This is a genomic window from Rhizobium sp. GCM10022189 (assembly GCF_042656325.1).
Classification (GTDB): domain Bacteria; phylum Pseudomonadota; class Alphaproteobacteria; order Rhizobiales; family Rhizobiaceae; genus Rhizobium.
The window spans coordinates 1-26,371 of record NZ_JBHSOR010000023.1 but is presented as its reverse complement, the minus strand read 5'-3'; the positions used below and the strand labels follow the sequence as shown (position 1 = coordinate 26,371).

Annotated in this window: 27 protein-coding genes and 1 pseudogene; 18 read left to right on the top strand and 10 right to left on the bottom strand. The window is 65.2% G+C overall.

Features of this window, described 5'->3' with window-relative positions:
• Nucleotide 1: 1 nt before the first annotated feature.
• Complete coding sequence (locus ACFPWW_RS12030) at nucleotides 2–460, bottom strand: DUF3597 domain-containing protein (RefSeq protein ID WP_377311812.1); 459 nt, start codon at nucleotides 458–460, stop codon at nucleotides 2–4.
• Nucleotides 461–586: 126 nt separating this feature from the next.
• Nucleotides 587–1,927, bottom strand: coding sequence for an alpha/beta hydrolase family protein (locus tag ACFPWW_RS12025; protein WP_377311811.1), 1,341 nt, complete (start codon nucleotides 1,925–1,927; stop codon nucleotides 587–589).
• 158 nt (nucleotides 1,928–2,085) lie between these two features.
• Between ACFPWW_RS12025 and ACFPWW_RS12020 the strand changes: the two genes are divergently transcribed.
• Entirely contained in the window at nucleotides 2,086–2,382 is a 297-nt protein-coding gene (locus ACFPWW_RS12020) for a YkgJ family cysteine cluster protein (RefSeq protein ID WP_377311810.1), read from the top strand.
• Nucleotides 2,383–2,571: 189 nt separating this feature from the next.
• On the opposite strand, the gene ACFPWW_RS12015 is transcribed toward ACFPWW_RS12020, so the two are convergent.
• Entirely contained in the window at nucleotides 2,572–3,141 is a 570-nt protein-coding gene (locus ACFPWW_RS12015; RefSeq protein WP_377311808.1) for a transglutaminase-like cysteine peptidase, read from the bottom strand.
• Between the two features lie 191 nt (nucleotides 3,142–3,332).
• Between ACFPWW_RS12015 and ACFPWW_RS12010 the strand changes: the two genes are divergently transcribed.
• Entirely contained in the window at nucleotides 3,333–4,070 is a 738-nt protein-coding gene (locus ACFPWW_RS12010) for a hypothetical protein (protein WP_377311806.1), read from the top strand.
• A 455-nt stretch (nucleotides 4,071–4,525) separates the two neighbouring features.
• Here ACFPWW_RS12010 and ACFPWW_RS12005 read toward each other — a convergent pair whose 3' ends face one another.
• Nucleotides 4,526–4,813 carry a hypothetical protein gene (locus ACFPWW_RS12005; RefSeq protein WP_162707008.1) on the bottom strand — a complete coding sequence of 96 codons (288 nt, stop codon included), beginning with the start codon at nucleotides 4,811–4,813 and terminating at the stop codon, nucleotides 4,526–4,528.
• A gap of 654 nt (nucleotides 4,814–5,467) precedes the next feature.
• On the opposite strand from ACFPWW_RS12005, the gene ACFPWW_RS12000 reads away from it, so the two are divergent.
• The 3 genes from ACFPWW_RS12000 (at nucleotide 5,468) to ACFPWW_RS11990 (ending at nucleotide 7,357) form a co-directional block, all read left to right on the top strand.
• On the top strand, nucleotides 5,468–6,157 hold the full coding sequence (locus tag ACFPWW_RS12000) for a hypothetical protein (protein WP_377311805.1): 690 nt from the start codon (nucleotides 5,468–5,470) through the stop codon (nucleotides 6,155–6,157).
• Nucleotides 6,158–6,199: 42 nt separating this feature from the next.
• Nucleotides 6,200–6,667, top strand: coding sequence for a hypothetical protein (locus tag ACFPWW_RS11995; protein ID WP_112572801.1), 468 nt, complete (start codon nucleotides 6,200–6,202; stop codon nucleotides 6,665–6,667).
• Nucleotides 6,668–6,856: 189 nt separating this feature from the next.
• Nucleotides 6,857–7,357: a GFA family protein gene (locus ACFPWW_RS11990; protein ID WP_377311804.1), complete on the top strand. Its 501-nt coding sequence runs from the start codon at nucleotides 6,857–6,859 to the stop codon at nucleotides 7,355–7,357.
• Between the two features lie 52 nt (nucleotides 7,358–7,409).
• Here the strand turns inward: ACFPWW_RS11990 and ACFPWW_RS11985 are convergent, their stop codons facing one another.
• The 3 genes from ACFPWW_RS11985 to ACFPWW_RS11975 all read right to left on the bottom strand — a co-directional run bounded on the left by ACFPWW_RS11985 (nucleotide 7,410) and on the right by ACFPWW_RS11975 (nucleotide 10,161).
• Nucleotides 7,410–7,880: a cupin domain-containing protein gene (locus tag ACFPWW_RS11985; RefSeq protein WP_377311803.1), complete on the bottom strand. Its 471-nt coding sequence runs from the start codon at nucleotides 7,878–7,880 to the stop codon at nucleotides 7,410–7,412.
• 327 nt (nucleotides 7,881–8,207) lie between these two features.
• On the bottom strand, nucleotides 8,208–9,386 hold the full coding sequence (locus tag ACFPWW_RS11980) for a terminase (RefSeq protein WP_377311802.1): 1,179 nt from the start codon (nucleotides 9,384–9,386) through the stop codon (nucleotides 8,208–8,210).
• 295 nt (nucleotides 9,387–9,681) lie between these two features.
• Nucleotides 9,682–10,161, bottom strand: a complete 480-nt coding sequence (locus ACFPWW_RS11975) for a terminase small subunit (protein WP_377311801.1) — start codon at nucleotides 10,159–10,161, stop codon at nucleotides 9,682–9,684.
• 311 nt (nucleotides 10,162–10,472) lie between these two features.
• Between ACFPWW_RS11975 and ACFPWW_RS11970 the strand changes: the two genes are divergently transcribed.
• The 8 genes and pseudogenes from ACFPWW_RS11970 to ACFPWW_RS11935 all read left to right on the top strand — a co-directional run bounded on the left by ACFPWW_RS11970 (nucleotide 10,473) and on the right by ACFPWW_RS11935 (nucleotide 15,182).
• Nucleotides 10,473–10,730 (top strand): KTSC domain-containing protein, encoded by a 258-nt coding sequence (locus ACFPWW_RS11970; RefSeq protein WP_113414652.1) that lies wholly within the window; start codon nucleotides 10,473–10,475, stop codon nucleotides 10,728–10,730.
• A complete protein-coding gene (locus ACFPWW_RS11965) occupies nucleotides 10,727–11,161 on the top strand; it encodes a KTSC domain-containing protein (RefSeq protein WP_377311800.1) in 435 nt (144 codons plus the stop codon). The genes ACFPWW_RS11970 and ACFPWW_RS11965 overlap by 4 nt, the downstream gene beginning before the upstream one ends.
• 705 nt (nucleotides 11,162–11,866) lie before the next feature.
• On the top strand, nucleotides 11,867–12,097 hold the full coding sequence (locus tag ACFPWW_RS11960) for a hypothetical protein (RefSeq protein ID WP_112572787.1): 231 nt from the start codon (nucleotides 11,867–11,869) through the stop codon (nucleotides 12,095–12,097).
• Nucleotides 12,098–12,374: 277 nt separating this feature from the next.
• A pseudogene (locus tag ACFPWW_RS11955) lies at nucleotides 12,375–12,791 on the top strand (dihydrofolate reductase family protein); the annotation flags it as partial.
• 156 nt (nucleotides 12,792–12,947) lie between these two features.
• Nucleotides 12,948–13,280: a type II toxin-antitoxin system PrlF family antitoxin gene (locus ACFPWW_RS11950; RefSeq protein WP_377311799.1), complete on the top strand. Its 333-nt coding sequence runs from the start codon at nucleotides 12,948–12,950 to the stop codon at nucleotides 13,278–13,280.
• A gap of 3 nt (nucleotides 13,281–13,283) precedes the next feature.
• The gene (locus tag ACFPWW_RS11945) at nucleotides 13,284–13,787 is read left to right on the top strand and encodes a type II toxin-antitoxin system YhaV family toxin (RefSeq protein WP_377311798.1); all 504 of its coding nucleotides are present in this window, start codon (nucleotides 13,284–13,286) and stop codon (nucleotides 13,785–13,787) included.
• A 223-nt stretch (nucleotides 13,788–14,010) separates the two neighbouring features.
• The gene (locus ACFPWW_RS11940; protein ID WP_377311796.1) at nucleotides 14,011–15,015 is read left to right on the top strand and encodes an acyltransferase family protein; all 1,005 of its coding nucleotides are present in this window, start codon (nucleotides 14,011–14,013) and stop codon (nucleotides 15,013–15,015) included.
• On the top strand, nucleotides 15,006–15,182 hold the full coding sequence (locus ACFPWW_RS11935) for a hypothetical protein (protein WP_377311795.1): 177 nt from the start codon (nucleotides 15,006–15,008) through the stop codon (nucleotides 15,180–15,182). The genes ACFPWW_RS11940 and ACFPWW_RS11935 overlap by 10 nt, the downstream gene beginning before the upstream one ends.
• Nucleotides 15,183–15,301: 119 nt before the next feature.
• On the opposite strand, the gene ACFPWW_RS11930 is transcribed toward ACFPWW_RS11935, so the two are convergent.
• On the bottom strand, nucleotides 15,302–15,811 hold the full coding sequence (locus ACFPWW_RS11930; protein ID WP_377311794.1) for a YidB family protein: 510 nt from the start codon (nucleotides 15,809–15,811) through the stop codon (nucleotides 15,302–15,304).
• 387 nt (nucleotides 15,812–16,198) lie between these two features.
• Here ACFPWW_RS11930 and ACFPWW_RS11925 point away from each other — a divergent pair, with 387 nt between their 5' ends.
• The 4 genes from ACFPWW_RS11925 (at nucleotide 16,199) to ACFPWW_RS11910 (ending at nucleotide 23,216) form a co-directional block, all read left to right on the top strand.
• Nucleotides 16,199–16,996: a lytic murein transglycosylase gene (locus ACFPWW_RS11925; RefSeq protein WP_112759487.1), complete on the top strand. Its 798-nt coding sequence runs from the start codon at nucleotides 16,199–16,201 to the stop codon at nucleotides 16,994–16,996.
• A gap of 196 nt (nucleotides 16,997–17,192) precedes the next feature.
• Entirely contained in the window at nucleotides 17,193–18,752 is a 1,560-nt protein-coding gene (locus ACFPWW_RS11920) for a type I restriction-modification system subunit M (RefSeq protein ID WP_377311792.1), read from the top strand.
• Nucleotides 18,749–20,080, top strand: a complete 1,332-nt coding sequence (locus ACFPWW_RS11915) for a restriction endonuclease subunit S (RefSeq protein ID WP_377311791.1) — start codon at nucleotides 18,749–18,751, stop codon at nucleotides 20,078–20,080. Before ACFPWW_RS11920 ends, ACFPWW_RS11915 begins: the two co-directional genes overlap by 4 nt.
• 1 nt (nucleotide 20,081) lies before the next feature.
• Nucleotides 20,082–23,216, top strand: a complete 3,135-nt coding sequence (locus ACFPWW_RS11910) for a type I restriction endonuclease subunit R (RefSeq protein ID WP_377311790.1) — start codon at nucleotides 20,082–20,084, stop codon at nucleotides 23,214–23,216.
• An 82-nt stretch (nucleotides 23,217–23,298) separates the two neighbouring features.
• Here the strand turns inward: ACFPWW_RS11910 and ACFPWW_RS11905 are convergent, their stop codons facing one another.
• Nucleotides 23,299–25,002 carry an adenylate/guanylate cyclase domain-containing protein gene (locus tag ACFPWW_RS11905; RefSeq protein ID WP_377311788.1) on the bottom strand — a complete coding sequence of 568 codons (1,704 nt, stop codon included), beginning with the start codon at nucleotides 25,000–25,002 and terminating at the stop codon, nucleotides 23,299–23,301.
• A 614-nt stretch (nucleotides 25,003–25,616) separates the two neighbouring features.
• Nucleotides 25,617–25,778: a sugar-binding domain-containing protein gene (locus tag ACFPWW_RS11900; RefSeq protein WP_377311787.1), complete on the bottom strand. Its 162-nt coding sequence runs from the start codon at nucleotides 25,776–25,778 to the stop codon at nucleotides 25,617–25,619.
• On the opposite strand from ACFPWW_RS11900, the gene ACFPWW_RS11895 reads away from it, so the two are divergent.
• Entirely contained in the window at nucleotides 25,768–26,076 is a 309-nt protein-coding gene (locus tag ACFPWW_RS11895) for a pyridoxamine 5'-phosphate oxidase family protein (protein WP_377311786.1), read from the top strand. The two genes, ACFPWW_RS11900 and ACFPWW_RS11895, sit on opposite strands and share 11 nt — an antisense overlap.
• The last annotated feature ends 295 nt before the right edge of the window (nucleotides 26,077–26,371 follow it).

The window sequence follows — 26,371 nt, the reverse complement described above, 5'->3', positions numbered from 1 at the left end:
GTCAGTCCAGAAGGTCGGCCGGCACCTTGCCGCCGTTTTCCGAAAGCTTCTTCATCAGCGCCTTGTGGAGGAACATGTTCATTTTGGCGCTGTCGCCGGTATCGCCGGTATAGCCGAGTTCGGCGGCGAGTTCCTTGCGCTCGGCAAGGCTCGCATCCATGCCGAGCGCCTTCATGAGATCGACGATCGAATGGCGCCAGTCGAGCTTTTGGCCGGATTTCTTCACCGCCGCGTTGAGGATCTGCTCGATATCGGCTTTGCTGGCGGGATTGGCGCTGGCGGGGCTGGCGCCGGCCGGGCTGGCGCTCGCCGGGGCGGCGGCCGGCTTGGCCGCGGCCGTTGGCTGTGCGGGAGACGATGCGGGCGCGCCGGCCTGCGGGGCGGCGGCTGCGGGCTGCGGCACGGGTGCGGCCTGCGCCTTGCCGAAAATCGCGTTCTTGATGCGGTCGAAGACGCCCATGGAAAAATCCTCCTCTTGCGGTTGCGAAGGGCGAGGCGCCCGCTGCCGCGGACGCCGCCACGGGAAGAACTAGGGCCGGCATGCCGGCCGGCCAGTCGGGCGGCCGATAAAAGGCCGCGTCCGGCCTCAGGCGCGCGCCAGAACCTCGTCCAGCCAGTTGAAGATCCTGAGATCGCGCAGCCCGTAGGCGCCGGGCTCGCAATGCAGGTCGGCCCCGTCCGAGGCCGCGAAGGCGGCCATCGTCTTCGGCCCGGTCAGCATCGCGTAGAGCTTTTGCGATTGGCCCGGCCAGAAGGCCTCGTTGGCGGGCTCCGTAATCAGCATCGGGCAGGCGATGCGGCCGGCCACGTCGTCCAGCCGGTAATCCATCGTCGCCTTGAAGACGTCGAAATAGGAGCCGGCGCCATAGGGGCGCATGCGGAAGGCGAGCGCGTTCTTCACCGCCGGCGGCAGCGCCTTTTCCATGAAGGCGTCGAATTCCTGCTTGCGGCCGGCCTGCAGCAGGGCCAGCATCGGCGGCGTCAGGCCGGCGGTCCAGGAGGCGGAAACGTCGGTCACGCCGGGATCGGCAATGGCCGCGGCGATGCGTTTTTCGAAGGCGACGGCGCGCGGCACCCAGTAGCCGCCCTGGCTGATGCCCTGAATGGCGATCCTTGCGGGATCGACGCCTGGCCGCGCCAGCGCGAAATCGACGACCGGGGTGACGACATGCTCGAAATCCGGGCGGAAGGCCATGCCCTGCTTCCACAGCGCGTAGCCCTGGCCCGGCCCGTCGAAGGTCAGGCAATCGTAGCCGCGGGCGGTGGCGCCGGCCGCGCCCATCGTCCACATGTCCAGCGCCGAGCCGTCGCTGCCGTTGACGAGGATCAGCAGCGGGCGGTTTTGCGCGCTGCTTTTGCCGCGGAAATAAAAGCCGCGCAGCGTGGTGTTCTCATAGGCAATGGCCACCTCTTCGATCGGCGGATCGAAGAGGGCGAGCGATTTCAGCCAGCAGGCGTCCATCATCTCCCAGGCGGCGGCGGCCCTGGTCGGGTCGCCGGTGCCGTCGGCGAAATAGATGGCGCTGTCGTAATAGTTCTGTGCCCAGAGCAGGGCCTGGCGGGCGCTCTCCCTGTGGCCGCCGGAAAGCGAATCCTCCGCGATCGTGCGGGCCTCGTCGCCGGCCGCGACCAGCGCGCCATAGGCGCTGTCATAATTGCCGTCCTCGATCTGCCGCGAGAGATAGAGAACCTTGCCGGGATTGCCGCCCTGGTGGTAGGCGCGCCCGAGGCTGGTCAGAAGCACATATTCGAAAGCGGAATTCCTGAAGAAATAGCTCGCCTGATGCGCCGCCATCGGCGTCGTCGGCAGGTTCTGTGCTGCCGGGGCCGGCTGCTGGCCGGGAACCTCGCTTGCCTGCGCAGTCGTTCTGGCGCCAAGACCTGCGGCAACCATGCCGAGGCCGAACTGTTTTCTTGTCAGGTTCATCGCTCTCTCCTGCGGATACTTGCCCTCTCGAACGGTGTGGACGGGTTTTACTTTAGCATTGTTGCGGGAAGGCGTCAGGTATTGTTCAAATGCGTGCGAAACGCCTTCCAGCGGCGATGTGTTTTGCATCCTGCGCCCGCAGGCGCTATGAGCGGCGCATGACCCTGCCGACAAACCTCGATTGCCAGACCTGCGGCGCATGCTGCGCCTATTCCAGCGACTGGCCGCGATTTTCCACCGAGCCGGACGCCGATCTCGACCTCCTGCCGCCGCAATATGTCGCGCCGGACCGCTCCGGCATGCGCTGCGAGGGCAACCGCTGCTCGGCCCTGTCGGGCACGGTCGGCAAGGCGGCGTCCTGCCGGGTCTACGGGCTCAGGCCGGATGTCTGCCGCACCTGCATGCCGGGCGACCCGGAATGCCTGACGGCCCGGACGGCCTTTGGCCTGGGGTGAGGGGGTGACGGGGCGGGCGGTGGTGTTGGACACCATCGTTCGCTGCGGCGTGGGATCTCGCCCCAAGCCGCTGATGTTGTGCCGTGGGGTACCCCACGCCGCAGCGAACAATGGTATCAAGACGTCTGTCAGAACGCCGATCCCGGCAGCGGCAGAGGCGGTGCCACACCCACCCGACCATCACACCCGTTACGAAAACTCGTTGGCCCGCGGCCCGGCCAGCGTCACGCGCCAGGTCGATCTCGCCCGGAAATCCTGCGTCGCCAGAAACGTATAGGGCGTCGCCCGCCAGTTCTTCACCGCGTCGTTGAGGTTGTCGAGCACGTAATCGCCCTCGTCGAGGCGGGCGATGAGGACGACGTGGTTTTCGTCGTGCGGGCCGATCACCACCGAGAGCGCCAGGCGGTCGGCCGGAAAGCCGGCGTCGATCAGGTCCTTCATCTTCTGCAGCGCGTAATCCTCGCAATCGCCCCGGCCGCCGAGGGGCAGGGTCCAGGCGTCGCCGCCGCCGGAGCGGTCCTGCGAGGCGCGCACGCTGAGGTTCACGGCGCGGGTGATCCTGCGCAGGAGCGGCATGGCGGCCTGACCGGCCGGCCCGCGGGCCGCCACCTTGTGGCAGAGCCAGCGGTAGCTGGCGCAGGCGGTGGCAAAGCCGACCGGCGCGCCGATGCTTCTGCCGGCGGGCAGGGCCTGTCCGGCAAGTGCCTGAAATTGCGCGGGAAAGAACACAAGGGAAACAAGGCAAGCAAGCCACCGCATGAATCACCCCTTCTATTGTTCGCCGGCAAGGTAACATAGTTTATACTAAAACTTTAATAAAATTTATTACTTGTGTAATTAACTATAGATTAAGGTATTGTGTCAATATCCACAGTTTATTCTTGGAATTAACTTTTCGCTAATATAAGAATTCTCCCCGTTAACGGTTTGTTAACTTTGGGAGAGAGTAGATGATTCGCAAAGCAGCGAAGTATAGCGTCGCCGTTGCTTACCTTCTGGCAAGCAGCAGCCTGACGATGGCAGCGCCCGCAGTTGTCGACTGCGCCACGGCAGCGCCGGGTTCGATCGAGGCCAGGCTGTGCCTGCCGACAAAATCCATCCGCACCGACGACGACAGCCGCACGCTCAACAACGACAGCAGCGGCAACCGTTTCGGCACGCGTTCGGGCAACCGTTCCGGCTCCGGCGAGCAGGCCTCGAACGGGTCCTCTTCCGGCAACCAGGGCGACGGCGGCGACAATGGCGGCGGCTCCGGCCCCGGCGGCGACGGCGGCGGCGAGGGCGACGGCGACGGCAATCACGGCCACGGCCATCACGGCGGCCGGGACCATGGCCACCATGGCAGGGACCGCGACCATCACGACCGGGACCGCCACGACCGGGATCGCGACCATCACGACCGGGATCGCGACCATCATGACCGGGATCGTCATGACAAGGATCGCCATGACCGGGATCGCGACCGTCACGACAAGGACCGCCACGACCGGGATCGCGACCGTCACGACAAGGATCGCCACGACCGGGATCGCGACCGTCACGACAAGGACCGCCACGACCGGGATCGCGACCGTCATGACAAGGATCGCCACGACCGGGATCGCGACCGTCAAGACAGGGATCGCGACAGTCATGACAAGGACCGCGACAGCCACGACAAGGACCGCGACGGGCGCAATCCCCGCTGATCCGGCATCCTGAACCGGAGGAGGGGTTTTAGGGGCAGGCCCCTCTTCCGGCAGCGGTTTTGCAAATGCGGCCCGGCATCTGCCTGGCGCATTCCCTTTCCCCCCTCGTTCCTGTGCCCGCGGGCTGGCGCTAAGGACGTCACAGGAATGCAGGCGCCGCCCTGTGCGGTGATGGCTCCTCTGTACTGCGTGGAGCCACCGCGCCCGAAGGCGGCGCCTGATCTTCGTGGCATAACCCGGGCTGGGGCCGGGAACACGCAGATGAGGGGGGAGAGGGGCAATTGCGAGGGGCCGGCATCCGGGCTCGGGAGGGGGATGCCGGTTCGGGGGGGGCAAAAAGGGGGTGCCGCAAGGCGCCCCTTTTTTGCTGCGGCGGCGGTTCCTGCGGGCCGCGCCGTCGCTGCGTCGGGGAGGGGGCGCAGCGACGGCGGCAGGCGGCGGCAGCCGGCGGGACGTCACTCGCGGTCGCCGTTGCGCAGGAATTGCCACTCGATGCCGGTCACGCGCGCCGGCCGCACGATATGCGGGCGGGCCTGCAGCAGGCGCAGCGTCGGCACCAGGGTGCGCGGATCGGCGACCTCTGCCGGCACGGGCCTGTCCATATCCTTGAAATGCGCCTCGATTTCCTCGCGAAGATCCCGGATGTCGAACCGGTCCACGCCCGCGTTGAACCAGTCCACCAGAATGACGTCGCAGACGATATCGAGGCTGTTCGGGTCGTCGGCATCCAGCAATGGCGACATTGGCGGACCTTGCGCAGGCGGCGTGTCCCTGCGTCCCCAAAGGCCGGCGGTTGCGGCGCGGGTTGCGCCCGGCGGCCGGCAGAATATGGGGGCTCGCCACCCAGCACCAAGACGAGCCCCAGCCCCGGTGCTTGTCTCATCTCATTCCTCCACCGCGACAGGCAGATTAGACGCCCGCGCCGCCGGCGCAGCAATTCGACCAGTCGGGCTAGTCCGGCCGCGCGGGGTGCCTGCGGCCTGCTTTCGCGGGCTTTTCCGCGCCGGCGGGGCGGCAAACAATCCTGTGGATAAAGTCGGCGCGGCTCCGTTGTGATTAACCTGCCGCGCCCGCCGGCCGGGGCCTCCACCCGCGACACCGCCCTTTGGCCATATTGACGCTAATCGGCTGTTTCGCAGGCATTTGCACGCTCCGACGGCCGGCCGAAACCGGGCCTGAAACGGCAATTTACGCTCGAATTTACCGTAACGTACTTCTCATTCGTGCAGCGAAATGGGACCGTCCGCGCGGCCCGGACAGGCGGGGCCGCCGCAATGGCGGGCGGCGACAGCCGATTTCAGAATTTCTGACATCGAGAGGGCGCGGGCTGCTGCAGCAGGCGTTTGCGCGCCAGGTTCAGCTTGCCGAGATCAGAGGTTTCGAGGGGAGGTGCCGCAATGCCCGACAACAACAAGAGCTCGATCGGTGCGAGAGCGATCGTCGAGCTGATGGCCGTAGAAATCCAGAGCAGTTTCGGGGCCATCGCGCAGGACAGGAGCAATTTCGGCGCCCTCAGCGTGGGCGAGATCGCCGGGCGGCTGAAGATTTCCGAGGCTGAACCCAGTGTTCTTTCCTGGAACAATGCCGTGCAGGCGAAGGGCGGCGACGCCCGTTCGCAGATGGTGCGGCTGATCTCGCACGCCGGGCAGGATACGCTTGTGCAGATCATGGAAGAGAGGCCGGCGGCCGTAGCCCGGCTGGAGGGGATTTTCAAGGCAGATCCGCAATCGGTCGTTTCCTATTTCGGGGCGGTGGTGGATGCGGTTTCCGGCAGCGGGACGTCCGGCGCGTCGCAGCCGCAGGGCGGTAAGCCTGCTCCGCAGGCCATCCCGGCAGCCGGGGAGGTGGGCGAAGCCTTTGTGGAGGCGCTGGAGTCCCTCTCCGGCGGCGGCAGCGGCGGCAGTGGTGGCGGCGGCGGCGCGGGGGGATTTTTTGCGGCGGTTGGCGCGGCCATCGGCTTTGCCATCGGCGGCCCTGTCGGGGCCGTCGTCGGCGGCGTGGCCGGAGCCACGGTGGACAAACGCATGCAGGAGGAAGCGCGGGGCGAGCGTGTGGACGACGGCAGGGACGAGGACGAGGACGAGTAAGGGCCGGCAGGGCCGCATCCGGAAAAAGAGGAGAGGGATCAGATGTCGCTCGAACAGGCGGGACATGATTGGCAATGTGTCGGCGTGGCGCAGGTGGGCGGCGCCGATATTCTCGGGGCGGGACTCTACCTTTTCGAGTTCCGCAGCGCTGCGGCGAATTTCCGCGGCAAATACGCGTTCCTGGGCGGCGGCGTCGGCGGCGGCGGAAGCCTTGGCGGCGGGGCCGGCCCGAGCCCGCTCGATGTCTTCGGCGCGGCACCCGAAGACCTGTGGACGCCGATCGAGCCCGAGCGGCCGTTCTCGGGCGACGATCTCGACCTATCCTACGGGGCGCTCTCCACGCTCGGCGCCGGGCTCGCCTACGGCTATGCGCTGATGGGCATCAGCGCCGGGCTGGTTGATCCGCTGTTCGACAGCGTGGAGGTGAGCGGCTGGGGAACGGGGGTCGGCGCCAGCGGGGCCATCCTGGTCGGCGCGTGGAAGCTGCTGCAATATTCCGATTATTACTAGGCATCCATCCGTCCGGGGCAACCATGAGGCTTGCCCGAAAGCCGTCCGGCCCCGGCGCGATCGCGGCGGGTGTTCAACCGGCTCGGCAGGGCGCTTGACGGGTAGGGCGCTGGCCTGGCAGTCTGGACAGGATTGGGGCGAAAATCTAAAGGAGATCAAACACAAACCGGTCTCTGGAGGAGTAAAATAATGAAGCGCATCGAGATGGAGGTGAGCGGCGGCTGCCAGTGCGGCGCCGTGCGTTACCGTGCCAGCGCCATGCTCGACAATTCGCATCTGTGCCATTGCCGCATGTGCCAGAAGGCCTCGGGCAACCTCTTTGCCGCGCTGGTGGCCGCGCCCGACGACGCGCTCACCTGGACACGCGGCAAGCCCGGCGTCTGGAAAAGCTCGGAGCTCGTCGAGCGCGGCTTCTGCAGCAATTGCGGCACGCCGCTGTTCTTCCACCACCTGGAAAACGGCCGCACCAACCTGATGATCGGCTCGCTCGACGACCCCAGCGCCTTTCCGCCGCTTGCCAATACCTGCACGGAAAACATGGTGGGCTGGTTCGACACGATCACCGCCATCGAAAACACCGGCCCGACCGAGACCAACGGCGCCGACTGGGCGGCGGCAATCAGGCAGAGCAACAACCAGCACCCGGACCACGACACGGTTTCGTGGTCGGCGAAGGGGCGGGAGGGGTGATGGGGGCGGCGGCGCGGCCGCTCCCTGCGGCTGTCGCTCTGCCGTACGGCAGCTAGCCAACGGGCTTTGCCGGCCAGTCGGGCAGGAGCGTGATGCCGAAGCGCGGGGCGGCGGCTTTCAGGCGCTCGATATCGTCGGGCGTCGGCGGGCCGGCGGTTTCTCCCTGGCGCAATTGGCGGCCGGCGGCGGCCAGAAAATGTTCGAAAACATCCGGCGAGCCGATCAGGATGTAGCGGGCGGGCCGCTCGTCGGGGTTGGTGAGCTGGTGGGGGATGCCGCGCGGCAGGAAGAGGCTTTCGCCCGGCGAGAGCGTGCGGGGCTCGCCGTTCAGGATCGCGGTCAGCTGGCCCTCGAGCACATAGACCGTCTCGTCGTCGCCGGCATGGACGTGGACCGGCGTTGCGGTGCGGCCGGGGCTGGCATTCTCGAACAGGCAGAAGAGGCCGCCCGTCTGCCGGCCGGATACCAGCCGCGTCATGGCGACGCCGGCAAGGGTGAAACGTTTCGCCTCGGGTTGCGTCATGCTTGCCTCCGGGCTGCCGAAGAACTCGCCGCATGTGGCACAATACCCCTGCCCAACCCCTGCGCACAAGGGTGAGGGGCCACGGGCGCAGCCGGCTCGCTGCGGCTGCTGCTGTGCTGCGGGGCGCGCCCTCTGGCCTGCCGGGTCCTTCGGCCCCCCCCCACAAGGGGGGAGATCGGCCAGAGGCTGGACCTTCGCCCATCTCTAACGTTGCGCAGTTTGCAATCGCTCATTGTTTGGGGAAACCGGTGCCCCACCTGTGGGGGGCGAAGGACGAGCCGAGATCCGTGGCGCGACTCCGGTCGCATCCGGCGTTCCGCCCCCCACCTACCCATACACATCGTAATCCACCGCCGCCGTCGCCCCGGTTCCCGGCCGGTGGCGCGCCTTCCTTGCCACCGGTTGCGCGAAGGTCAGCGCCAGCGCGTCGCCCTCGTTGGGCGAGGGCAGGCCGCGGTCCTTCATGTCTTCCTTGCTTTCCAGCTGGATCCGGCCGTCGAGCCGCGCCACGGTTTCCGGCCCGACCAGGTCCTGGTAGAGCGCCTCGTTTGCGGGGTCGATGGCGCCGCCGGCCTTCAGCCAGCGTTTCATCTGGCCCCAGATATAGGCGCGCATGTTGCAATAGCCGGGGTCCGGCACTTTCGTCGAGCCGAACCAGACGAGCTGCCAGGAGCGGCCCATCACCGTGCCGGCGCTGACGATGCCGGTGCCGTAGCCGGCGTCGACGAAGACGGCGTCGGCCTCGTATTCGTCCTCCAGCCGGGCGATGAGGTTGGCGATCTCGATGTCGTTGTCGTTGCGGGCAATCGTCGCCAGCCGCTTCGAATAGAGCCCCTGGCGCAGCATGACGACCGTCGGGTCGTCGCCCGTCCAGGCGGGATCGACCCCCAGGATCACCGGGGCGAAGGCATATTGCTCGGGCCGCAGATGCACGCGGCGGGCGGCATCGGCATCGTCGGCGGAGATGAACTGCAGGGCCGACTGGCTGGGAAACTGGCCGCGCACGCGCACCTTGACGATATCGCTGTCCTCGCCGTGGTCGTCCACCAGGCGCTGCAGGAAGGCCTTGTTGGTGCCCGGCACCGTGCGGCTGTCGATCTGGCGGCCCGTCCAGCGGTGGCGGAAGCGGCGGAAACATTCGCGGAAGCGGCCGCTGTTCCTCGTCGGGTTGCCGAAGACGATCCAGATGATGACGGTATCCTCGTCGGTCAGCGCGCCCTCGGCCACTTCCCACACCTTGTCGTGGATCTTCGAGGCCTCGTCGAAAAGCAGCAGGATGATGCGGCCCTTGTTGTGCAGGCCGGCGAAGGCTTCCGTATTGTGCTCGCTCCAGGCGATGAAATCCTGCCGCCAGCTTTCGCCGCGCGCGGGATCGCGCGCCTTGATCGACATGGCCTGCAGGTCGAACCAGTGGGCGGTGAGGGAGAGGCGAAACCATTTGCCGATCTCGGGCGCCGTCTTGGTGCGCAGCTGGCCTCGGTATTGGCGGTGGTGACGATCCTGCAATCGGCAAAACAGGACATGGCCCAGTTGGACAGCATGCCCATCTCGGCCGATTTGCCGATGCCGTGGCCGGAGGCGACCGCGATCTGCAGCGGCTGGTAGCGGGTGGCGGGGTCTGCCAGATGCGCGCCGATCAGTTCGTTGATCTCGTCCTGCCAGGGGCGCGGGCCGTCATAGCCGGCAAGCTCGCCCACGCCCCAGTCCCAGGCAAGCCGGCTCCAGCGCTTCGGGCTGAAACGGCAGGCGGCGGCAAGCTCGATGAGGGCGTCGTTCGGATCGGCGGGGGAGGAGGGCTCGCTCATGCCGGCCCGGCCCCGCCGTCCGCGCCATGCTCGCCGTCTGCGCCGTGCTCGCCGCCGGCGCGGCTGCGCCGCTGCGCCCGCTCCAGCCGCTCGGCCAGCGCCGTCAGCCCCTTGTGCTCGACGATCTCCTTGAAGGCGTTGATGCGGATATGCTTGCCGATCAGCTCCAGCCGGCGCAGCCGCTCGGCGAACTTGACCTTCTTCACATGGCCGATCTCGCGCCGCTCCCGGCCGGTGCCTTCGTAAAGGGCGGAGATTTCCAGATCCGTCACCAGCCCCTGCCGCCAGATGGCCGGCCATTGCCGGATCGGCAGCAGGTCGCCCGCCTCGTCATAGAGATCGGCAATATCGGCCTCGGCCTCGGCGGCAAGGCGCGTCAGCAGCCAGTCGGCATCGACCTTCATCTGCTCGCCCTCATCGGGGCCGGCCCGATCTTCTTCCACAAGGCGCCGCCGCCGCGCCGTCCGTTCGCTCATGCGCCGATACTCCCGTTTCGGCCGGACGGTAGCCGGGCAAGGGTTGGCGCGGCGAAGGGGCAATTGTGATTTTTTGGGCGGGAACCTTTTTGCGGCCTGCCGCGTTTCGTGCCTCAGCCGCTTGGCGCGCCGTGCGGCGGGGGAGGGAAAGAGGGAAGGTTCAGCCGCAGTCACCGCAAGTATATCGCCACGGAACAGACCCGTTTTGCGTAAATCCGGATTTTAACCAGAAAATTTAACCGAATTGAAAACTATTCGTTGCCCAAGGCGGCGGATCTGCCAGGAATTTATGAGAATAGAGGAGCCCGCTGATGCTGGAAAAACTCAAGACTGTTATCGGGATCGCCGAAAAGACACGCCGGGACCGGGAAATCAGCAGGATCGGCTATAGCGAGGAGCCGCCGCGGCTGGTCGTGGAATTTTCCGACGGCAGCAAACACACCCATCTCGGCGTCATCGAGGGCCATATTGTCGGCCTGCGCATCGCCGAGGACAAGCTCGGCTTCTACGAATCCCAGATCGAGCCCCTGAACCGCCCGCTGGAAGCCGAAGGCGCAGGCCGGCAATGAGCCCGCAGCGCGGCGGCCAGGGGGGAGGAGACGGCGGCGCCGGAACCGGCCGCCCCGCCCCGCCGGACGCCGCGCCTTCGCCGACACCTTCGCCTGCACCGACACCTTCGCCCGCACCGCAAGCGGCGCCGCAGCCGCCCGCGCAGGCCGCCGCCCGCCCGCGCATGGTGCGCATGGAGCTGGCCTCGCGGCTCATCCGGGAAATCGCCTACGATCCCGTCAGCCGCATCCTCGTGGTCGAGCACCGCCTGAAGGGCCGCCGCCGCTATTTCGACGTGCCGCCGGCCGTCGTCATCAACCTGGTTTCCGCGCCGTCGCCCGGCTGGTACTACACCCAGCACATCCGCGACGCCTTCCGCCGCGAGCCCGCCGAGGCCCCGCGCAGCACCTTCTCCTTCCCCTGGTTCCGCCCCCGCGGCCACCGCCACTGAGCCCGCAAAAGGCCGGGTGCTGCCACCATGCAGGCAAAACGGGGCTAAGTGCTTGATTCTGAATAAGTGACGCTGGAAGGGCAAAAAACTTTTATATTTTTTTTCGTTTTTCGGCGCTTTCGTCCTGTTTGAATTTCTTTATGCGTATTTTGGGGGCTTTGTGGATCACTTATTCAGAATCAATGACTTAGCCCGATTTTTGGCCGTTTTTGCTACACTAAACGAGATTCTTATTCAGGATCAAAGGGTTATAAGGGGTTTGAGGGGTGTTTTCGCGGGTCTTTCGGCTCGCGACCCCTCAAATGCTGGGGGTGGCGGCGTGTTTTGGCCTTCGCAGGATTGAGCGCTGCCCCACGGCACAACATCAGCCGCTTGGAGCGATATCCCACGGCACAGCATCAACCGACCCGACGCGGGAAGACGGGCCTGGCGCCGCCGCCCGGAAAATCCGCCCGCAACACTGTCCCATTCCCATGCAGGCCAAGTTGCAAACAGGCGAATCTCCCCCTCAAGGTGGCCGGAATCGCCCCTTCGCCAAGATAAAATCTACCGCTAAGCCTCACCCCAATTGGCTGTATCATCAGGGGTAGCAGAGCCAATGCCGCCGCGATAAGATAAAGCCGATCCGCCGGCGGGCTTCGACTTGGAACTTGTTGCAGGCCCAACGTATTGTTCAGGCGTTGTTCTATCGATCGAGGGATAAACATGTCTCCAGAGTCCGCCCGCCTCACATCCGAGGCAATTACGCTGTCGGCGGCCGCCGTCCTCAATTCGCTGATCGCCACGCTCGGCAACAAGGGCCTGCTTTCGCCCGAGGAGGAGCGGGAGGTCTATCGCGCCGCCCTCGAAATGATCGAGGAGGCCTCCGGCGACGACGTGGACGGGACCTACGAGCTGGCGCGCGAGCTGATCGAGCTGCGGATGTCCGATATTTAGGGCATGTCCGGCGAGGACCGGATCGCCTGACATGCCCTGGTTTTTGTTCTTGCGCAATTCCGGACGCAAAACCGCTGCACACTTTTGCTGGAATTGCTTTGTTTTGGCGCAATTCCGGACGCAAAACCGTTTCACACTTTTGCTGGAATTGCTTTGCCGCCCATCGGTATCTCCTCCGATAAACCGATTGCGAAATGAAAGCGGTTGGCCTATCCTGCAGCCGATTGCAAAATGCAATCGCAACCGCGCCGAAGCATCCGGCCGAGGAGGAAGAGGCATGGCAAGGCTCGTGTTTGGAATGAACCAGTCGCTCGACGGTTATGTCGATCATGATGCGTTCGGGCCGAGCCCGGCGCTGTTTGCCCATTTCATCGAGAGCGTGCGCGGCCTTGCGGGCAGCATCTACGGCCGGCGCCTCTACGAGATCATGCGCTACTGGGACGAGGACCGGCCGGAATGGGGCGCGGCCGAACGCGATTTCGCCGAGGCCTGGCGGGCCCAGCCGAAATGGGTCGTCTCGCGCACACTCACATCGGTCGGCCCCAACGCCAGCCTCATCGGCGAAGGGGTCGAGGCGGCGATAGGCGGGCTGAAGGAGCGGCTGGACGGCGAGATCGGCCTCGGCGGGCCGGTGCTGGCCGCAAGCCTTGCCGGGCGCGGGCTGATCGATGCCTACCGGATCTACCTGCATCCGACCGGCTGACCTATGTGCCGGGGTGAGTTTTCTTGCGGGCGGGCGGAGGGTTTGCGCGCGAAAAGGTTCGCAGTCGGGTCGCGACTCCGGCATTGACGAAGTAAGCGGAATTCCTTACTTTTGGGGCCGATTGAAGAGACTCCGAAGGAGGGTCGGATGCCCGCCCTGTTGAAAAAGATCAGCACGATCACCGAGAAAGGCCAGGTGACCATTCCCAAACCGGTGCGCGAAGCGCTCGGTCTCGGTTACGGCGGACGGGTTGCGTTCTATGTCGACGAGAACAGGCATGTCTCCATCGAAAAGGTGTTGGGCGAGGCTGACGACGACCCTGTGATCGACAGCTTCCTGGGTTTCCTCGCCGACGATATGCGGCAGCATCCGGACCGTATCCGGGAGTTTCCGCAGGCTTTGGTCGAGCGGATGGCTGAACTGACCAAGGGCATGCATGTCGATCCGGACGAACCCATCCTGGGCGATGTGAATATCTGACCCATGCCCGTCGTCAACGGCTGGACTGTACGTGCTCACCCGCTTCTGCTCGACCAGCTGGAAAGGCTCACTGCGGCGGTCGATGCGCTGAAGCTCAAGGACCCCGAGCGCTACCAGCAGAGCGCCAACGCCAAACTGCTGGCCGCACTCTTGGAACTGATGTTTGAAAAGATCCCCCGCGACCCGGCTTCGACTGCCTATGTTCAGGGCAAGACGCTCGGAACCGATCGGCGCCATTGGTTTCGAGCGAAATTCGGCGCGGCGCGATTTCGTCTTTTCTTCCGCTACAGCAGTCGGGCCAAGGTGATTATTTTCGCCTGGGTGAACGACGAAAACAGTTTGAGAACCTACGGATCGAAGTCGGATGCATATGCGACGTTCAAGCATATGCTCGACGGCGGCAACCCTCCGGACGATTGGGAGACGCTGTTGAAGGCCGCATCGGACGACAAGGCCGAAAAGCGCCTGAACAGCGCCCACGCATCAGTCGCGAAACATCGGGATTGAATATGCCCGTTTCATGCGAGCGCCACGATGACCGATCTGGCGGCACAGCCGGAAGCGAGGCGAACTGTCCGAAAATATACCGCACCGGCTGTATTCCTCCCGCTCGGCGCTAATCTTTCGTTGAAATCTTTCCTCTAAGTTGCCTCCGGATGCGGCCTTCTTCCAGCCGTGGTTGCGTTTCATGCGGCAGGCGAAGGGGCAGGGCATGGTTCGCGGAGGGGATATGAAGAGTTTTGGCGAGGTGCTGGCAGGCTATCGGGGCCTTGGTCCGGGTTTCGATTTCCTGCGCCTTGCGCTGGCGCTGACCATCGTTTTCTACCACGTCATCACGGCCGACGGCTTCTGGGCGGCGGGCACCGGCCCTGTTCTGTGGTTTTTCGAATATAGCCTTGTGCCGATGTTTTTCGCGCTCAGCGGCTTTCTCATCACCGCCAGCGCCCAGCGCCTCAGCCTGCAGGACTTCCTGCTCAACCGCGGGCTGCGCATCCTTCCGGCGCTCGCCGTCGATATACTCATCTGCGCCTTCATCATCGGCCCGGCCGTCACCAGCCTGCCGCTTGCCGATTATTTCACCGATCCGGGCTTCTTTGCCTATATGCTCAATATCGTCGGCCGGATACAGCTGACGCTTCCCGGCGTCTTCACCGGAAACCCGACCGTGCAGGTCAACGGCGCGCTCTGGACGATCCCCTGGGAAATCAACTGCTACATCATCATGTCGGCGATGATCGCCACCGGCGCCGTGCGCCGCTCGGGCATCAGCCTGCTTCTGCTTGCGGCCTTCTTTGTGACCGGCCTTGCGGTGGAGCAGGTCCTGCCGATCGACGCCGCGGATGGCCTGCCGGACGACACGCGGCTGCAGACGCTGTTCGTCAGCCGCGGCGCCCAGCTGATCACGGCCTTCCTGTGCGGCGTCGTCGCCTATCAGCAGCGCGGGCGGATCCCCATGAGCCGGGGGCTTTTATGCATCTGCATCGCCATTGCGCTCGCCGCCATGGTCCTGCTCGACACGCGGGCGACCGCAAGCGTCGGCAACCGGCTGGTGCTGATCCCGGCCCTTACCTACATCACCATTTATGCCGGCTGTCGCGCCTGCCGCTGCCGAGGATTTTCCGCGGCGGCGATTATTCCTACGGCGTCTATCTCTACCACGTGCCGTTCATCCAGCTGGCGATTTACCTGGCGCCGTCGGTCTTCGTCGGCAGCGTTGCCGGCGTCATGCTTCTGACGCTGGTGACGGATATCGCGGTGCTCGGCGTGGCCGCACTTTCCTGGCACTTCATCGAAAAGCCGGTTCTGGCGCTTCGCCGCTACGCGCTGACGGGCAGGGCGGTCGTTCCGGCCGAGGGCCGGGCGGGGGAAGCGCCGGCGGCCCTCGAAGGGGCTGGCCGGTAAAGGGAGCGTAAAGGGGAGGCAGCGGCTGCCGGTCGCCCCGGCAGCCCGGTTTCGCCGCCGGCGCTGTTCACCCACGCACGGACAGGCCGGTTCGCTGACGGCTGAGCCGGCGCGCCTGCCTACCAGCGCGAGGCTTCCTCCGCGGTCGGCAGGCGGCCCTGCGGGGTCAGCTTGTCGACGGCGGTCGGCAGCACGGCCTTGAGGCGGGAGAGCAGCTCGTCTTTCGACAAGCCCGTCTGCTGGGCGAGTTCGTCCAGCGTATCGGCGCCAAGCGCGTCGGCGAGCTGCGGTTCGGCAACGTCCTTGTTGGGGCCGGTCTGGACCCAGGAATCGGCGACCTCGCCCTTGCCGGCCCTGGCAAAGCTGTCGATCAGCTCGCTGAGCCCGCCGGAAACGCCCCTGCCGCTGCTGCCCGAGCCGAAGATTCCGCCGAGCAGATCGCCAAGCCCGCCGCCGCCGGCCGTTGCCGCGCCTGTCGGATCGGGGCTTGCGCCGCCGCCCGGCCGCACGGAAGGATCGCCCGGCGTCGGGCCGGCGATCTTGCCCAGCATTTCGCTCAGCCGATCCCGGTTCTGCCACCCGGCCAGCGCCAGCATAGCCAGCAGCGCGGTCATGTTACGCGACACCATTGCATCCTCCTGTCGTTCGTGGAAATCCCGCGCCCGCCCGCCCGCCCGACCCGCCCGCCCGAAATGACGAAAGGCGGCGGCGCTCGGGCGGCGGCCTTCACCTCCTGAAAGCCGCAGCCGGGCAGTCTGGTGAGGTAGGGCAGGCCGCGCCGTCTTCAAGGCGGCAGGGCAGGCCGGGCGTGCGCCCGGTGCCGCGCCGGCCGGAGCACGGACGCCGGCCGCCGATGCGCCCGGTGCCGGCCCGTGAGGCGCGCGCGCCAAGGTGCCACGGCTGGTTTTATTTTGCACAACCGCTAATATAGGCGGGATCGGATTTTTCTCGCGCGGGCAGGCGTTGCGGCCTGCGCCCAGGGAAGCGCGATCGATCGGGCCGAGCGGGAGGGCGACATGGGATTGCTTGCCGGAAAACGGGTGCTTGCCGCGGCGGGCGCGCTGGCGCTCTGTCTTCTTGCCGGCCATGCCCAGGCGGCCTCGTGCGGTACGAGTGCCGCCGGGTTCGAAGCGTGGAAGGCGGAATTTGCCGGGACGGCAAGGGCCGCCGGCGTGCGCGCCAGGGGGCTTGCCGCCCTTGCCGGGGCAGATTACGCCGCAGGCACGATCCGCGCCGACCGCGCGCTCAACCGGGCTTTTGGCGGCTCGGTGGAGGATTTCATGCGCCGGCGCGGCGCAGCCTCGATCATTTCCAGGGGCCGCTCGCTCAAGGCGGCGAACGCCGCGCTCTTTGCCGGCATCGAGCGCAGCTACGGCGTGCCGGCCGGGGTGCTGCTCGCCATCTGGGGCATGGAGACCGGCTTCGGCGCCGCGATGGGCAGCCAGAACACCGTCTCGGCCATCCTCACGCTCGCCTACGACTGCCGCCGCCCGCAATTCTTCGCCCCCCATGCCATCGCCGCGCTGCGGCTGGTGGATATGGGCGCGCTCAGCCCCGGCTCGGTCGGCGCCATGCACGGCGAGATCGGCCAGACCGGCTTCCTGCCCGCAAACGTGCTGGCCTACGGCGTCGGCAACCGCAACATGCGCGACAAGACGGTCGCGCTGATCTCGACGGCCAATTTCCTGCGCGCCCACGGCTGGCAACCCGGCGCCGGCTACCAGGCCAACATCCCCGCCATCGCCGGCTGGAACGCCGCCGGCGTCTACCAGCAGGCGATCGTGCGCATCGGCGAGGCGATTGACGGGGGGTAGGCGGGGCGGGCTGGGCGAGGGGGGCGGATTGCTGGTTCGCCCGCATTTCGAGGAGCTCCGCGCTGCCCCGCCGACGAGGCATTTCGGATCGCTGCGCCACTCATATGGCTGCGGTGCGAAAATTTCGGTCGACACCGGTTTTTAAATCATAATAAGTACACGTTCGATATTCGGATACACGTCTAGGTACATAACGTTGTCAGTTGATCTTCAGGACCTTTCGCGGCGCCTATTCAAAACCGCCGAACAACTCTGGACCAACACGGCGCTGCGTCCCGACCAATACGCTCAGCCGGTCCTTGCGCTGATCGCGCTGCGGCAGATGGAGGCCCGGTTCGATCTCGTTCACGCCGAACTGTCCAAAACCTTCACGGGCCGCCTGAAGCCGACGCCGCAGGATTATCACGGACACGGCGCGGTATTCCTGCCCGATCATGCCCGCTTTTCCTACCTGCTGGGTCTGCCGGAAACGGAAAACCTCGCCGAGGCGCTGAATACGGCGATGGAGGCCATCACCGAACACAATCCCGATCTCGCCGGCGTCCTGCCGCGAGGTTACGGCGCGCTGCCCAACAGCGTTTTGCGGGAAGTGCTGCGGCTGCTGTCTCCGCTCAAGATCGAAGGCGATGCCTATGGCCTGATCTTCGAATATTTCATGGGCGAGTTCGCCTCGGCCTTCATGCAGAAAGGCGGGGAGTATTTCACGCCATCGTCCATCGTCAAACTGATCGTCGAGGTGATCGAGCCCTATCACGGCAAGATATTCGATCCGGCCTGCGGCTCCGGCGGCATGTTCGTGCATTCCGCCGAGTTCGTGAAACGGCATCACAAGAACCCGAGCCGCGAGATCAGCATCTACGGGGCCGAGAAGATGGAGGACACGCAGAAGCTCTGCCGTCTCAATCTTGCGGTTCACGGGGTGTCCGGTGATGTGCGCGTTGCCAACAGCTACTATGAAGACCCGCACGCGATGGTCGGCAAGTTCGATTTCGTGATGGCGAATCCGCCGTTCAACCAGTCGGAGGTCGATCGCTCCCGGCTGGTGACCGAGGCAGGCCATGTCGAGGCGCGTTTCTCGCTCGGCGTGCCCACGGTCAACAACGCGAACTATCTGTGGATCGGCCTGTTTGCCGCCGCGCTCAACGAGAAGGGGCGCGCGGGCTTCGTCATGGCCAATTCCGCATCCGATGCGGGCGGATCGGAGCGCGAGATGCGCCGCAAGCTTATCGAAACCGGTGCGGTGGACGTGATCGTCAGCACCTCGCCCAACATGTTTTTCACCGTCACCCTGCCGGTGACGCTGTGGTTCCTCGACAAGGGCAAGAGGAAAGGCAAGCGGGCGGACGAGGTGCTGTTCATCGACGCGCGGCACATCTTCCGTCAGGTCAACCGCGCCCAGCGCGATTTCACGCCGGATCAGATCGAGTTCATCGGCAATATCGTGCGGCTTTGGCGCGGCGAGGAGACGGAACTGGAAGCAGGCAGCGGCGCGAAGATGGGCGAGATCTTCGGGGGCGATGCGTACAAGGATGTGCTTGGCCTGTGCAAGGTCGCCACGCGTGCAGAAATCGCCGCGCAGGACTGGAGCCTGAACCCCGGTCGCTATGTCGGCGTCGCGCCGGGCGAGCAGGTGGAGGATGAAGATTTCCGCGAGCGGCTGGAGGCTTTGCAGGAGGAGCTGGAGGGTCTGAACGTCGAGGCCGCCCGATTGCAGGGTGTGATTGCAGCGAATGTGGCTGAGGTGTTGGACTTATGAGCGCAACTGGGCACCCATTGATTGACAATGCCCCCCCTGATTGGAGAGTATCGACTGTCGATGAAGTCAAATCCAGCGAGCGGCACGCCTGCGTAGCGGGTCCATTCGGCTCTTCCATCAGTTCCAAGTTTTTCACGACTAGCGGAGTCCCGGTGATAAGGGGCTCGAACCTAACAATCGGCCTTGAGCGATTCGTCGCCCGCGATTTTGTGTTCGTCAGCGAAGAGACCGCAGGGAAGTTCTCTGCGCAGACAGTCTGCGCAGGAGATCTTGTGTTCACTTGCTGGGGCACTATCGGTCAGGTCGGCTTGATTCCGAAAGACGGCCCTTTCGACCGCTATATAATTTCCAACAAACAGCTTAAGCTAAGAGTGGATCGGGAGGTGCTCGATCCTCTTTTCGCTTTCTACTTCTTCGCTGCGCCCGACAGCGTTCGCTATGTTCAAGATAGGGCAATCGGTTCGGCCGTTCCGGGCATCAATCTTGGTATCCTGAAGTCGCTACCGGTGCTAATCCCGCCTCTGTCCATCCAGCAGCGCATCGTCTCTATTCTCAGTGCCTATGACGATCTGATCGAGGTCAACCGGCGGCAGATCACTCTACTGGAAGAGATGGCGCGGGGGCTGTTCGAGGAATGGTTCGTCCGCTTCCGTTTCCCTGGTCATGAAGAGGTGCCGATCCTCGACACTCCCGACGGCCCGCTGCCGAAGGGATGGACCTGGGGAACGATTGGAGAAGTCAGTAAGATTATCAAATCGGGTTCAACACCCTCCAGAAAGGAGCGCACATATTGGGAAGACGGAGTGTTGGAATGGTTCACCACTGGAGAGCTAAATAACGGCTTCCTCTTCTCGGCGAACGAGCGCGTGTCAAAAATCGCAGTTGATACTAACAAAGTTCGAGTGTTTCCGGTGGGGACGGTCTTCATTGCCTTGTATGGTGCCACGATCGGTGCACTCGGTATTGCTGCGGTGGAATGCTCCAGTAATCAGGCGGCTCTGGGACTCGTGCCGGATGGCGTCCGAATGCGACGATGGCAGCTCTTCCATACGCTTGCCCACTTGAAGGAATGGTTCATTTCCGTTGGTCAAGGTGCTGCCCAGCAGAATATCAGCAAAGAAAAGGTTGCAGCTGCAAGAGTGGCGCTGCCGCCCGCGGGAATTTCTGAGTTATTTGACTGCATGGCAGCACCCCTTTGGGAGCTAAGAAGTGTTGTCGAACGGCAAAACTCCCTTCTCGCCGCCTCCCGCGATCTCCTACTCCCGCGCCTGATCTCCGGCCAGCTTTCTGTCGCCCAAGCCGAACGCGAACTGGAAAAGGCAGCCTGACATGGTCCCGTCACTCGTCGGTTTTGTTGTGCCCGAGGATGACGGCGTCGAGAGGCCGGCCCTTGCCCTTTTGCAGAAGCTTGGCTGGCAGCATGTCGACCTGTACGGGGAAGTGCCGGGGCCTGACAATCCCACGGGACGCACGAGCTTTCAGCAGGCGTTCTTGCCGGCGCGCCTGAAAGCGGCGCTGCGCAAGCTGAACCCGAACCTGCCGGACGAAGCCCTGACACAGGCCGAGGTGGAGCTCACCCGCGACCGTTCGGCCATGCTGCCGGTCGCGGCCAACCGCGAAGTGCTGGCTCTGATCCGTAACGGCGTGCCGGTGCAGGTGCGGCGTGATGACGGCAGGTTCGACGATCTCCTGGTGCGGGTGATCGACTGGCGGGATATAGCCGCCAACGATTTTCTGGTCGCCAGCCAGATGTGGATCCACGGCGTGCTGCACCACCGCCGGCCGGACACGATCGGTTTCGTCAATGGCCTGCCGCTGCTGCTGGCGGAATGGAAAAACCCTACCCGCCCACTCGCGGATGCCTATGACGCCAATCTGCGCGATTATCGCGACGCCATCCCGCAGCTCTTCCCGGCCAACGGCTTCGTGATCCTGTCGAACGGGCTGGAAGCGGTGATGGGGGCCAGCCATGCGCCCTACGACGTTTTCGCGCCGTGGAAGCGGCTGGAAGAAGACCAGCCCGACGATCCGAGCCTTGAAACCCTGTTGCGCGCGACGTGCGAGCCCGCCCGTTTTCTCGACCTGATCGAGAATTTCGTGCTCTTCGATGAAGCGCGCGGCGGCCTGCGCAAGGTGGTCGGCAAATATCATCAGGTGCTGGGGGTCAATCGCGCCATCGATGCCGTGCGCCATATCGAGCGCAATCAGGGCCGGCTCGGCGTATTCTGGCACACGCAGGGATCGGGCAAGAGCCTGTCCATGGTGATGTTCGCCGAAAAGGTGCTGCGCCGGCTGGGCGGGAACTATACGTTCGTCGTCATCACCGACCGGACGGAGTTGGACGACCAGATCGCCGGCCAGTTCGCATCCGCCGGGGCGCTCACCAAGGATATCGACCAGGCGCAGGCAGGAAGCCGCGCCCATCTGAAAGAGCTTCTGGCGGGCAACGAACGTTATGTGTTCACGCTGATCCAGAAGTTCAGCACGGCCGACCGCGAACCCATGCCGATCTTGTCCGAACGGTCCGATATCATCGTGATGACCGACGAGGCCCATCGCAGCCAGTATGACCAGCTCGCCGCCAATATGCGCGCGGCGCTGCCCAATGCGTCCTTCATCGGCTTTACCGGCACGCCGCTGATCCAGGGCGAGGAAAGCCGCACCCGCGAGGTGTTCGGCGATTACGTCTCCATCTATGATTTCGCCCAGTCCGTGCGCGACGGGGCGACGGTCCCGCTGTTCTACGAGGCGAGAAAGCCGGAGTTGCAGCTCAATGCCGATGAATTGCGCGAAGAGCTGGACTCGCTGCTCGACGAGGCGATGCTGGACGAGGAGCAGGAACGGAAGCTCAGCCAGCAGTTCGCCCGCCAATATACGCTCATCACCGCGCCAGACAGGCTGGACAAGGTGGCCGAGGACGTGGCGCTGCATTTCGCCATGCGCGGCTATCGCGGCAAGGCGATGTTCGTCGCCATCGACAAGGCAACCGCCGTTGCCATGCATGACAGGGTCAAGGCCGCCATTGCCCGCCTGATCGCGCAGGATGAGGAGCGCCTGAGAACCGCCCATGAGGCGGAAGGCGCGGCGATTGCCGAACGGCTGATGTGGTTGCGCGAAGTCGATATGGCCGTGGTCGTCAGCCAGAGCCAGAATGAAATCGACGATCTGCGCAAGAAGGGCCTCGACATCCTGCCGCACCGCGAGCGCATGCAGCGGGAAGACCTTGAGGCGAAATTCAAGGACCCGAACGATCCGCTGCGGCTGGTGTTCGTCTGCGCGATGTGGATTACCGGCTTCGACGTGCCCACGATCGGCACGGTCTATCTCGACAAGCCGATGAAGAACCACACGCTGATGCAGACGATTGCCCGCGCCAACCGCCGGGCCGAAGGCAAGACCTCCGGCGTCATCGTCGATTATGTCGGCGTGTTCCAGAACCTGCAGAAGGCGCTCGCCATCTATGCGGGCGGCGGGGGCGAGGAGACGCCGATCAAGGACAAGGAAGCGCTTGTCGCCACCCTTGAACAGGCGCTGGCATCGGTGCGGGCTTTCGTTCGCCCATTGGGCGTTGATGCGGACGCCATCATGGCGGTTCGCGATTTCGACCGGCTGCGGCTGATCAACCAGGCCATTGAAATCCTGATCGCGCCCGACGAGCGCCGCCGCGAGTTCCTGCGCCTGACGGCTGCCGTCACAAGAGCATACAAGGCGCTGCTGCCCGACGAGCGCGCCGCGCCCTATCTCCGGCCGGTCGCCGTGTTCCACACGCTCTCCGACGCGGTGAGGGCAAGGCTTGGTCCCGTCGATATATCCGCAATCTCCGCTCGTATCGCCGAACTGCTCGACGAGAAGCTGGAAGGTGTCGCGATCCTGACGCCCATCGTCGAAGGCGATACTGCCGAGGGACGCGTGGACCTGTCCGGCATCGACTTCGACAAGCTGGCCGATCTTTTTGCCGTCAGCCCGAAGGTCACTGCCGAAAGGCTGCGCGAGGGGGCAGAGGAAAAGGCGCGCAAGCTGGCAGAAGACAACCCCACACGGCAGCACCTGGTGGAACGGCTGGAAAGAATGGTGGCGGAATACAATGCCGGTTCGGTCGATGCCGAACAGTTCTTCGAGGCGTTGAAGGCCTTTATCCGCGAAATGGATGTCGAAGAGCGGCGCGCCGCACGCGAGGGGCTGTCGCAGGAGGAGCTGGCGATCTTCGATCTGCTGGTCAAGCCGGAACCGAAGCTCAGCAAGGCGGAAGAACAGGAGGTCAAACGGGTGGCCCGATCGCTGCTGGAAAAGCTGCACGAGCTGACCGGCGCGATAGACTGGGTTCGCGGGCAGGAAACGCGGGGCGCGGTGTGGACCGCGATCAGGCAACGCCTCAACGAACTGCCGGAAAATCCTTATCCGCAGGCCTTGTGGGAGAGCAAGGTGAACCAGGTCTGGGATTTCGTATTGCGGCGATATGCCTAGCGCCTCCGGTCGCTTTCCGAAGGCAGGCAGGGTGTAGGCGGCTCCAGAGCGAAGAACCACCTCGGCATTGCCCCACCCGCCCTCACGTCTCCGGCAGGCCGGCCTTTCGGAAGCCGTCCACGAAATGGTCGCGGACGGAGGCGTCGCGCAGCGGCTGGGAGCTTAGCCAGTGGGCGATGGTGAAATGAGGGTGGGCGATGAGGAACAGTTCTGCTTCCCGCCGGGCTTCCTCGCCCTGGCCGAGCTGGGCCAGCGTGGCGGCCAGGAATTTGCGGGAGTTGGTGCGATAGGTCTCTTCCCTGCGCAGGGTGGCCTTGGCCGCCTCGTAGTCGCGCGCGGCATATTGCGCCTGCCCGAGATGGCAGAGATACCAGCAGGCCGGATAGGGGTTGAGCCGCAGGGCCTTTTCGATCTGCGCCAGTCCGTCGGCGATCCTGCCGCCCAGCACGGATATGTCCGACATGGCGGCCCAGGTGTCGGCGTGGTTGGGGTCCAGTTCCAGGGCCTCGGCGAAGGCGGCTTCCGATTCCTCCCACCGCCGCTCGTAGGCCAGAATGGTGCCCAGAACGTAGCGGCAGCCGGCATCGTTGGGGTCGAGCTCGACCGCCCTGCGGGCCGACGCCAGCGCCGTCAGGCGGTTGGGATCTTCCGGCTCGCCGAAATGCGTCCAGGCCAGCCAGCGGTTATAGGCGAGCAGGCCGAGCGCCTCGGCATAGGAGGGCTCCAGCTGAACCGCGCGCTGGAGCAGCATATAGGCCTCGCGCTCGCTTTGCGGCGACAGTTCCGTCAGCTGGCGGGCGCGCACGCACAGGTCGTAGGCCTCGAAATTCTTCGGCCGATTGCGCTGCGCCGGGACGGTCAGCCGGCCGACGAGGGCTTCGACGATCTTGGCGTTCACCTCGTCCTGCAGGCCGAAGACGTCTTCCACCGTCCTGTCGAACCGCTCGGCCCACAAGTGCCGGCCGCCAAGCGCGTCGACCAGCTGGGCATTGATGCGCACGCGGCCCATCGCGCGCCTGGCGCTTCCCTCCAGGATGTAGCGCACGCCGAGTTCCTGGGCGACCTGCCTGACATCGACCGCCTTGCCCCTGTAGCCGTAAACGGAATTGCGGGCGATGACGAACAGGCCGGCGGTGCGGGACAGGTCGGTGATGAGGTCGTCGGTCAGGCCGTCGACGAAAGGCGCGTCGGCCTCGTCCCCGCTCATGTTGGTGAAGGGCAGGACGGCGATCGAGGGGCATTCGGGCAGCGGCAACGTGCCCTCCAGCGCATCCGGCCAATGCCAGACATGGACCGGGCGCTTGAGGTTCTTCAGGTAGCGCTCGCCGGCATCGAAGAAGCGCTCGCCGATCTTGCCGACGATCTCGCCGTGAACGCTGGCCGAAATGCAGATGCCGCCCGGCGCGGCCTGCCTTTCGAGGCGCGCGGCGACATTGACCCCGTCGCCGAGCACGTCCGAACCCTCGTCGATGACATCGCCGAGATTGACGCCGACGCGCAGGAGCAGGCGCCGGTCTTCGGGAGAATCGACGGCGGCGATCGCCCGCTGCATTTCCAGGGCCGCCACCGCTTCCACCGCGCTGCCGAATTCGATCAGGAAGCCGTCGCCCATGACCTTGAAGATGCGCCCCTTGTGGCGCCTCACGGCCGGCTCGATCGTGCCGGCGCGCAACTGCCGGAGGTTTTCCAGCGTCGCGACCTCGTCCGCCTCCATCAGGCGCGAATAGCCCACCACATCGGCAACGACGATGGCGGCAAGGCGGCGCTGGAGAGATGGATCCGTCATTTGAGGACAAGCCTAACGACCGAATTAGCAGGTTATTGTTCAACCGGCGGTGAGTCAACACGCGGCAAGGGGCGGCGCCCGGTTCGGGGCGCCGATGACACGCGGCGATTGACGGGGGGCGGTTGGGCGAGGGGCCTTGCGTGGTATCGGGTAGACAGGTCTGCGCCCGGAGTTCCCGCGTCCGCCTGGGGGCGGCAGTCTCCCCCTTCGCCCCAGCGGGGAGAAGGGGAGTGTCGCGACGTCCTGCTCCATCGAGGCGCCCGGTTTGTCGTGAAGGGTGCGGCGGTCTCCTCCTTCGCCCCATCGGGGAGAAGGTGGCCCGAAGGGTCGGATGAGGGGGCCACACGGCACAACGGAAGACGCGAAGGCCTATTGATTGGCGGCTCGGCAGAGAAACAGCGGCGGCGACGCCTGCGCCCGGAGCCCCCTCATCCGCCTGCCGGCACCTTCTCCCCGCTGGGGAGAAGGGGAGTGTCGCGACGTCCTGCTCCATCGAGGTGCCCGGTTTGTCGTGAAGGCTGCGGCAGGCTCCCCCTTCGCCCCAGCGGGGAGAAGGTGCCCGAAGGGCGGATGAGGGGGCCGCACGGCACAGCTGGCGCCGCCGCACACCCCCATCACCCCGCCAGCAACACCCGCGCGCTTTCCTCGTCCGTCACCAGCGCGGTTGCCAGGCCGGCCCGCAGGGTGGCGCTGAGGATGGCGTGTTTGTGGGGGCCGCCGGAGGCGATGATGCGGCAGGGGATGCGGCGGTAGTCGGAAAGGTCGGTGCGCGACAACCTGGAGGTTGTGTTCAGCACTTTCGAGGCGACGCGGAAGTTCGGCAATCTCGCGGAGCGTCCCGGCGTCGCCTTCGTCGTCGGATGGAACGACAATATTACCGTTCAATATGAGGGCGAGGCAAAAAGGGTTCCTGCCGCGGATATCGAACAATACCGGGAAGCGTATCTCGACAGCCTTCCGTCCGCCAGGGAGTTCATCGAGAGAGGGGCCGTGCTGTTCAAGGCGACGCCGCGGTGGATTCGATATTCCGATTTCAACAAGGAGCCTCCCGAGCAGATCGAGATTCAATTCTGAAGGACGCAACGGCTTTGCGGCGCCGATGACACGCGGCGATTGACGGGGGCGGTTGGGCGAGGGGCCTTGCGGGGGTGTCGGGTAGACAGGTCTGCGCCGGGAGCCCCAATCCGCCTGGGGGGGCGGCTGTCTCCCTCTTCGCTCCAGCGGGGAGAAGGTGCCCGAAGGGCGGATGAGGGGGCCACACGGCACAACGGAAGACGCGAAGGCCTATTGATTGGCGGCTCGGCAGAGAAACAGCGGCGGCGACGCCTGCGCCCGGAGCCCCCTCATCCGCCTGCCGGCACCTTCTCCC

Excerpts from the sequence above, each read along its gene's own strand:
- ACFPWW_RS11970 (WP_113414652.1), top strand. The coding sequence starts at position 10,473 with ATGCTGGAAAAACTCAAGACTGTTATCGGGATCGCCGAAAAGACACGC.
- ACFPWW_RS11925 (WP_112759487.1), top strand. The coding sequence starts at position 16,199 with ATGGGATTGCTTGCCGGAAAACGGGTGCTTGCCGCGGCGGGCGCGCTG.
- ACFPWW_RS11935 (WP_377311795.1), top strand. The coding sequence starts at position 15,006 with ATGCTTCTGACGCTGGTGACGGATATCGCGGTGCTCGGCGTGGCCGCA.
- ACFPWW_RS12015 (WP_377311808.1), bottom strand. The coding sequence starts at position 3,141 with ATGCGGTGGCTTGCTTGCCTTGTTTCCCTTGTGTTCTTTCCCGCGCAA.
- ACFPWW_RS12000 (WP_377311805.1), top strand. The coding sequence starts at position 5,468 with ATGCCCGACAACAACAAGAGCTCGATCGGTGCGAGAGCGATCGTCGAG.
- ACFPWW_RS11910 (WP_377311790.1), top strand. The coding sequence starts at position 20,082 with ATGGTCCCGTCACTCGTCGGTTTTGTTGTGCCCGAGGATGACGGCGTC.
- ACFPWW_RS12010 (WP_377311806.1), top strand. The coding sequence starts at position 3,333 with ATGATTCGCAAAGCAGCGAAGTATAGCGTCGCCGTTGCTTACCTTCTG.
- ACFPWW_RS11905 (WP_377311788.1), bottom strand. The coding sequence starts at position 25,002 with ATGACGGATCCATCTCTCCAGCGCCGCCTTGCCGCCATCGTCGTTGCC.
- ACFPWW_RS11950 (WP_377311799.1), top strand. The coding sequence starts at position 12,948 with ATGCCCGCCCTGTTGAAAAAGATCAGCACGATCACCGAGAAAGGCCAG.
- ACFPWW_RS11945 (WP_377311798.1), top strand. The coding sequence starts at position 13,284 with ATGCCCGTCGTCAACGGCTGGACTGTACGTGCTCACCCGCTTCTGCTC.
- ACFPWW_RS11975 (WP_377311801.1), bottom strand. The coding sequence starts at position 10,161 with ATGAGCGAACGGACGGCGCGGCGGCGGCGCCTTGTGGAAGAAGATCGG.
- ACFPWW_RS11985 (WP_377311803.1), bottom strand. The coding sequence starts at position 7,880 with ATGACGCAACCCGAGGCGAAACGTTTCACCCTTGCCGGCGTCGCCATG.
- ACFPWW_RS11995 (WP_112572801.1), top strand. The coding sequence starts at position 6,200 with ATGTCGCTCGAACAGGCGGGACATGATTGGCAATGTGTCGGCGTGGCG.
- ACFPWW_RS12020 (WP_377311810.1), top strand. The coding sequence starts at position 2,086 with ATGACCCTGCCGACAAACCTCGATTGCCAGACCTGCGGCGCATGCTGC.
- ACFPWW_RS11965 (WP_377311800.1), top strand. The coding sequence starts at position 10,727 with ATGAGCCCGCAGCGCGGCGGCCAGGGGGGAGGAGACGGCGGCGCCGGA.
- ACFPWW_RS11930 (WP_377311794.1), bottom strand. The coding sequence starts at position 15,811 with ATGGTGTCGCGTAACATGACCGCGCTGCTGGCTATGCTGGCGCTGGCC.
- ACFPWW_RS11915 (WP_377311791.1), top strand. The coding sequence starts at position 18,749 with ATGAGCGCAACTGGGCACCCATTGATTGACAATGCCCCCCCTGATTGG.
- ACFPWW_RS11960 (WP_112572787.1), top strand. The coding sequence starts at position 11,867 with ATGTCTCCAGAGTCCGCCCGCCTCACATCCGAGGCAATTACGCTGTCG.
- ACFPWW_RS12025 (WP_377311811.1), bottom strand. The coding sequence starts at position 1,927 with ATGAACCTGACAAGAAAACAGTTCGGCCTCGGCATGGTTGCCGCAGGT.
- ACFPWW_RS11990 (WP_377311804.1), top strand. The coding sequence starts at position 6,857 with ATGAAGCGCATCGAGATGGAGGTGAGCGGCGGCTGCCAGTGCGGCGCC.
- ACFPWW_RS12005 (WP_162707008.1), bottom strand. The coding sequence starts at position 4,813 with ATGTCGCCATTGCTGGATGCCGACGACCCGAACAGCCTCGATATCGTC.
- ACFPWW_RS12030 (WP_377311812.1), bottom strand. The coding sequence starts at position 460 with ATGGGCGTCTTCGACCGCATCAAGAACGCGATTTTCGGCAAGGCGCAG.
- ACFPWW_RS11940 (WP_377311796.1), top strand. The coding sequence starts at position 14,011 with ATGAAGAGTTTTGGCGAGGTGCTGGCAGGCTATCGGGGCCTTGGTCCG.